Source organism: Mesorhizobium sp. M7A.F.Ca.CA.001.08.2.1 (genome assembly GCF_003998455.1).
Lineage (GTDB): Bacteria > Pseudomonadota > Alphaproteobacteria > Rhizobiales > Rhizobiaceae > Mesorhizobium > Mesorhizobium ciceri.
The window spans coordinates 1-6,576 of the sequence record NZ_RZPW01000321.1 but is presented as its reverse complement, the minus strand read 5'-3'; the positions used below and the strand labels follow the sequence as shown (position 1 = coordinate 6,576).

At 63.4% G+C, this 6,576-nt stretch carries 5 protein-coding genes, 1 tRNA gene and 1 pseudogene; 5 read left to right on the top strand and 2 right to left on the bottom strand.

Annotation, left to right across the window (positions count from 1 at the left end):
* A partial coding sequence (locus EN914_RS19260; protein ID WP_127389205.1) for an alpha/beta hydrolase occupies positions 1-816 on the top strand: 816 nt, incomplete at its 5' end.
* Positions 817-953: 137 nt separating this feature from the next.
* Positions 954-2,117 carry an alpha/beta hydrolase gene (locus tag EN914_RS19255; RefSeq protein WP_024503865.1) on the top strand — a complete coding sequence of 388 codons (1,164 nt, stop codon included), beginning with the start codon at positions 954-956 and terminating at the stop codon, positions 2,115-2,117.
* 130 nt (positions 2,118-2,247) lie between these two features.
* On the opposite strand, the gene ade is transcribed toward EN914_RS19255, so the two are convergent.
* Positions 2,248-4,056: an adenine deaminase gene (gene ade / locus EN914_RS19250; protein ID WP_127389204.1), complete on the bottom strand. Its 1,809-nt coding sequence runs from the start codon at positions 4,054-4,056 to the stop codon at positions 2,248-2,250.
* A 147-nt stretch (positions 4,057-4,203) separates the two neighbouring features.
* Between ade and EN914_RS19245 the strand changes: the two genes are divergently transcribed.
* From EN914_RS19245 to EN914_RS19235, 3 genes are all read left to right on the top strand, one after another.
* Complete coding sequence (locus EN914_RS19245) at positions 4,204-5,055, top strand: alpha/beta fold hydrolase (RefSeq protein ID WP_024503863.1); 852 nt, start codon at positions 4,204-4,206, stop codon at positions 5,053-5,055.
* A gap of 94 nt (positions 5,056-5,149) precedes the next feature.
* Positions 5,150-5,815: an outer membrane protein gene (locus EN914_RS19240; RefSeq protein ID WP_013531320.1), complete on the top strand. Its 666-nt coding sequence runs from the start codon at positions 5,150-5,152 to the stop codon at positions 5,813-5,815.
* A gap of 284 nt (positions 5,816-6,099) precedes the next feature.
* Positions 6,100-6,185 (top strand) — tRNA-Leu (locus EN914_RS19235).
* A 95-nt stretch (positions 6,186-6,280) separates the two neighbouring features.
* Here EN914_RS19235 and EN914_RS19230 read toward each other — a convergent pair.
* A pseudogene (locus EN914_RS19230) lies at positions 6,281-6,576 on the bottom strand (histidine ammonia-lyase); the annotation flags it as partial.

The following is a 6,576-nucleotide window of genomic DNA, read 5'->3' as shown; positions in this document are numbered from 1 at the left end:
ATCGAGCGCCGCTCGCGCGGCAAGTCGGACGACCCGGCCAAATATTTCATGGCCTCCGAGGTCGTCGGCTACGACACGCAGCCGAAATTCTCCAGCGCGCTCAACGCCGACATCGCGGCGCGCGGCGGCCGCGTCATGGTCTTCGTGCATGGCTACAACACCGGCTTCGATGCCGCCGTCTATCGCCTGACCCAGATCGTCCATGATTCCGGCTATCCCGGCACGCCAGTGCTGTTTTCCTGGGCATCGGGCGCCAGGACCACCGACTATGTCTATGACAAGGAAAGCGCCAGCGCTGCCCGCGACCAACTGGAAGTGACGCTCAGGATGCTGGAGCAGTCCGGCGCGCGGCGCATCGACATCGTCGCACATTCGCTCGGAACCTGGGTCACCATGGAAACGCTGCGCCAGATGGCCATCACCGGCGATCGCGATCTCGGCGGTAAGCTCGGCGACGTGGTGCTGGCCTCGCCCGACATCGATGTCGACGTGTTCAAGAGCCAGATGCGGCGCTATGGCAAGCCCGACAAGCCGTTCATCCTGCTGTTGTCGGACGACGACCGTGCGCTGCGGCTCTCCGGCCTGATCGCCGGTTCGCGGCCGCGTGTCGGCGACTACAAGGATGCCGCCGATCTTGCCTCTTATGGCGTGACGGTCGTCGACCTGTCCAAGGTCAAGGGATCGGACAGCTTCAACCATACGAAGTTCGCCGACAATCCGACGCTGGTGAAGATGATCGGCCAGCGGCTGCGCGAGGATGACGGCTTTGCCAGCGACCGTGATGTCACCGACCGCATCAGCCTGCTTGGCCAATAGGTGCGGTCTCGCGGCCATGCCTGCCCGGCATCGCGGACGTATGGATTCACTTTGAACTGGACCGCGCCGGTCTCTGGCCTTATCGGAATAGCCAGCGACGTCACGCGTTTGACGTCCCCTTTTGCGGGAGCCTGCGTGTGACCGTGCGTTCGAAGAGCTACCTCGTCGTTGCATTGGCGCTCGCTGTCACCGGCTGCGCTGGCGGGAAAACGCACGACCTGCTCAACAGGACGACGGTCTCGGTGCCCGCATCCGACATCGCGGCCACGCATGAAATCTTCGTCGCCACCACCCGCCAGAGGGCAACAAAAGAGCCGCGACAGGTTTACGACGGCGATCGCTCGCTGACCACCAGCTTTGCCCGTGTCGACGTCACCGTTCCCAAAAGCCATCAGGTCGGCGCCATCGAGCGGGCCAAGGGATCGGCAAACAGCAATCCTGCCAAGGATTTTACCGCCAAGGACGTCACTTTCTATGAGGGCGCGCCCCAGTTCGCCAAAGCGGTCGGCGCCGACATTTCCATGCGCGGCGACCGTGCGCTGGTTTTCGTGCACGGCTTCAACAACGGTTTTGACGACGGCATCTACCGGCTGACGCAGATCGCCCACGACACCAAATATCCCGGCACCCCGGTGCTGTTCTCCTGGGCTTCGAGCGGCAAGACCACGGGTTACATCTACGACAAGGAAAGCGCCAACGCAGCGCGCGACGACCTCGAGGCGACGCTCCGGATGCTGGCCAAGACAAAGGTCAAGAGCATCGACATCATCGCCCATTCGATGGGAACCTGGGTGACCATGGAGGCGCTGCGCCAGCTTGCCATCACCGGCGACCGGGATCTCGGCGGCAAGCTGGGCTATGTCATCCTGGCCTCGCCCGACATCGATGTCGACGTCTTCAAGAAGCAGATGATCCGCTACGGCAAACCCGACAAGCCGTTCGCCATCCTGCTCTCTGCGGATGACCGGGCTCTCAAGCTCTCGTCCCTGATCTCGGGCGACAAGCCGCGCGTCGGCGACTACGGCAACGCTGCAGACCTCGCCAGCTATGGCGTGTCGGTGGTCGATCTTTCCCAGGCCAAGGGCGGCGACCGCCTCAACCACGCCAAATTCGCCGACAACCCGATGCTGGTGCAACTGCTCGGCGACCGGCTGCGGGCGCCGGCGGGCCTCGCCTCGGACGAACCCGACCCGACACAGCTCAACAATCTCGGCCAGGGCCTCGGCAAGGCCGTCGGCTCGGTCGCAGAGATCGTCATCACCACGCCGTTCAAGGTGCTGACCATCGCCACCGGCGGGTGAGCCAGCGGGCGACATTGGCCCTAGGATTGTTGAGATTCGAGAACCGGAGCGGAGCGTACTTAAGTACGTGAGCACCGGAAGCGCAGAAAATCGCTACTTGCAGGCCGGCATGGCCTGAATAGCAACAATCCTAGACGAACAGATCGACCTTCTGGAATGTCGTCACATCGATCAGGCCGACGTCCGAAATCCTGAGCTCCGGAATGACGACCAGCGCCAGCAGCGAGTGCTGCATGTAGGCGTTGTTCAGCGAACAGCCCATCTTGCGCATCGCCTCGGTGAGCTTCTCGGCCTTGGCCGCGACGATTTCCGCCCGTTCGTCCGACATCAGGCCTGCGATCGGCATTTCGACCAGCGCCAGTTCCTTGCCCTTGGAGAACAGCACGACGCCGCCACCGACCGCGCCCAGACGGTTTACCGCCAGCGCCATGTCCTGCTTGTTGGTGCCGACGCAGATGATGTGGTGGGCGTCATGCGCCACGCTGGACGCCATGGCGCAGTCGCCCATATAGCCGAAGCCCGAAACGAAGGCGTTGGTGACGCCGCCCGTGCCCCTGTGACGCTCGACCAGCGCGATCTGGCAGATGTCGTTGCGGCGGTCCATTGCGACCAGCCCGTCCTCGACCGGCAGATCTGCCTCCAGCGCGCGCGTCGGCGCCTGGTTCTCGATGACGCCGATGACACGCACCCGAACCTCGTTGGCGCCCTTGGGGGCGGCGATATCGAAGTCGTCGCCCTTCAACTTCTTGCCGAGCTTGACGGTGTTCTTCGCCGTCCGGGGGTAATCATAGGCCGGAATGTCGATTTCGAGCTTGCCGCCCTTGGCCACCCTGACGCCGCGTGCATAGACCTCGTCGATGGTCATTGCGGCGAGATCCGAGACGATCAGCAGGTCGGCCAGCCGGCCCGGCGCGATCGAGCCGATCTCGCGCTCCAGTTTGAAATGCTGGGCGGTATTGAGCGTCGCCATCTGGATCGCCGTCACCGGTTTCAATCCCTGTTGGATGGCGTGGCGCACCACGCGGTCCATATGGCCTTCCTGGACCAGCGTGCCGGAATGGCTGTCGTCGGTGCACAGGATGAAGTTGCGCGGGTCGATGCCGCCCTCGGTCACCGCCTTGATCTGCGAGGCGACGTCGTACCAGGCCGAGCCCAGCCGCAGCATCGCCTTCATGCCCTGGCGCACGCGGGCGATGGCGTCCTCGGCGCGCGTGCCCTCATGATCGTCCTCGGGGCCGCGGGCGACGTAGCCGTGGAACGGCAGGCCGAGATCGCGCGAGGCATAATGGCCGCCGACCGTCTTGCCTGCATGAACCGTCGCGGCGATCTCGCCCGACATGACCGGATCATTGGCGACGACGCCGGGGAAATTCATCACTTCGCCCAGGCCGATAATGTTCTCCCAGGTCATCGCTTCCGCGACATCGGCGACCGTCAGCTCGGCGCCGGCATGTTCCAGCCCCGGCGCCGAAGGCACGCAGGACGGCATCTGCACATGCACGTTGATGGGCATGGCGACCGCTTCGTCATGCATCAGCCGCACGCCGGGCAGACCCAGAACATTGGCGATTTCGTGCGGGTCGATGAACATCGAGGTGGTGCCGTGCGGAATGACGGCCCGGCAGAACTCGGTCACCGTCACCATGCCGCTCTCGACATGCATATGCGCGTCGCAGAGGCCGGGCACCAGATAACGCCCGCCGGCATCGACCACCTTGGTGCCCTGGCCGATTGCATGGCTGGCATTCGGCCCGCAATAGGCAAAGCGCCCGCCGGCAATGGCGATGTCGGTGCCGGCGATGATCTCGCCCGAATGGACGTTCACCCAGCGGCCGTTGCGCACGACCAGGTCAGCGGGTTTGCGCCCCACGGCGACATCGACCAGATGTGTCGCCATCTCGGTCCACGGTCTGGGTTTTGCGGGCGTTGCTTTCGTCATTGGCGATTCCTCGGTTGCCGCCAGTCTCGCAAATGTCGGCGGGCGCCGCCAGAGCCGTCGGTCCGACATACCGCGTCAGGGCGAGCTTGTTGACTAATCCGGCTGGAAGGCGATGCTGACCGCGAACCGAACCATATGAGGGAAGACATGACCCGTTTTTGGAAAGCGTTCGCCATCGTTATCCTGTTCGCAGCGTCGACCACTTCTGCCGTGGCCGAGGAGCGTTGGCAGACCTTGCCGGAACCAGCGGCCATGCCCAAACCCGATCAGAGCGGATACGCGCCGGTGAACGGCATCCAGATGTACTACGCCGTTTTCGGCGCGGGCGATCCGGTGCTGCTCATCCATGGCGGCCTCGGCCACAGCGACATCTGGGCCAGCCAGGTGGCCACGCTTTCCAAGATGCACAAGGTGATCGTCGCCGACAGCCGTGGCCACGGCCGCTCCACCCGCACCGAGCAGCCCTATGGCTACGACTTAATGGCGTCGGACTATCTGGCGCTGCTCGACCACCTGAAGATCGACAAGACCGCGCTTGTCGGCTGGAGCGATGGCGGCATCATCGGTATCGACATCGCACTGCATCATCCGGAGCGGCTGACAAGGCTGTTCGCGCAAGCCGCCAACGTAACCACCGACGGCCTTGATCCGGGCGTGATGACCAACAAGACCTTTGCCGCCTACATCGACCGCTCCGGCCGCGACTACAAGAAGATGTCGAAAACACCGGACCAGTATGACGCCTTCGTGGCGCAGATGAGCCACATGTGGGAGAGCGAGCCGGCGTGGAGCAAGGAACAGCTTGCCGAGATAACCACGCCGACGGCGATCGTTGCCGGCGACCACGATGAGGCGATCAAGCGCGAACACACCGAATATATCGCCTCCGCCATCCCAGGTGCGAAGCTGATCATCCTGCCCAACGCCAGTCATTTCGCCATGCTGCAAGCGCCGGATGAATATAGCCGGGCTGTGCTGGACTTCATCGATGCCAAATAGAGGATTCTGTACGGCGACAGGGGGATTGCGATTGCGGCGAATGCGGTTATCCTTCTGACGAGGATCTTTCTGAACCGTCATTTCGGGGAGTTCGATGCGTCGACTGATGGTCGCTAGTGCCGGTTTCCTTGCCGTTCTGGCCGTGCCGGCTTTTGCAGCCGACCCGGCGGTCGACGTGCCGATGACCGCGCCTGGATTCGACTGGACGGGCTATTACGCTGGTCTGCAGGCCGGCTATGGCTGGGGCCAATCCGATATATCGGTGACAGAAGGTGCGCCGTTTTCCATCGCGCCCGACATTGACGGCGGTTTTGTCGGCGGCCACGTCGCCGGCCTGTGGCAATTCGACCAGGCGGTGCTCGGCGCCGAGGCGGATCTCAACTATTCCTCGGTCGGCGGCACGACGGTATCGGCGCTGGGAAGCACATTCGGCACCGACATCAAGTGGTTCGGGTCGGTCAACGCCAAGGCGGGTTACGCCATGGACCGCCTGCTGGTCTACGGCATTGGCGGCGTTGCCTTTGCCGGCATCGAAACATCGCAAGTCGCGGGTCCGGCGTTCGACAGCACGCGCACGAATGTCGGCTGGACCGTGGGTGCCGGCGTCGACTACGCGCTGACCGACAAGTTCGTCGTCGGCGCGCAGTATCGCTACTATGATTTCGGCTCCGAGCACTACGAGGTGGCAGAACCCTTTAACGATCGCGATCAGAACGTGAAGCTGAATACGGTCGGGATCAATTTGAGCTACAAGTTCTGACCAGGCCCACAATCGCGACGCTGCCGGCCCAGGCGACCACTTGAGGGGCTCTCTTCATGGAAGGGTGGCCGACGCTCCCAGTGGGCGGGGGGAATGGGTTGGGCCTGAGAGGCGCCGGCCTTGGCGGATCAAATCCACCACAAGGCATCCTACCACTACCCGCCGCGCCGATAATTCCGTGATCGCGCCAGTATCATCAAGCCGCCCGGTCTGTTTGCACGTTCGGCGAACGCTCAACAACACGACTTGACGGCCTGTGTCTGGCGTCTGAAAAGGGCTGGCCTGCGGACGTGGCGGAATTGGTAGACGCAAGGGACTTAAAATCCCTCGATCTCTGATCGTACGGGTTCGATTCCCGTCGTCCGCACCACCCTTCGCTCTTCGAGCTTCGGGTGGCAGGCCACCTGAAGCTCGGCAGGTTCGTTCAGGCGCACCAATTTCACCGGCTACAGCTTGTCGGCATCTCTACGCCTCGAACACTTTCTCAGTGAACCATTCCGCCAACCTGGCAAGCTCCGGCCCCAGCACGCGATCGGCGCCGACAGGCGGCACGATAGCTCTGATTTGATCGACGAAGGAACGCAGTGCCGGCGGCGGCGTCCGTTCGGTGACGTGCAGCGCCTGCGAGGCGATCATTGCCAGCATCGCCATGGCGGCATCGACGCAGCGGCCGGCGGTCGCTTCCTTGGTCCATGCGAAGAACGCCGTCGTGGCGACGTCGTCCTGCCCCGCGCCAGCCGATTCCGTGCCCGGAATGAAGG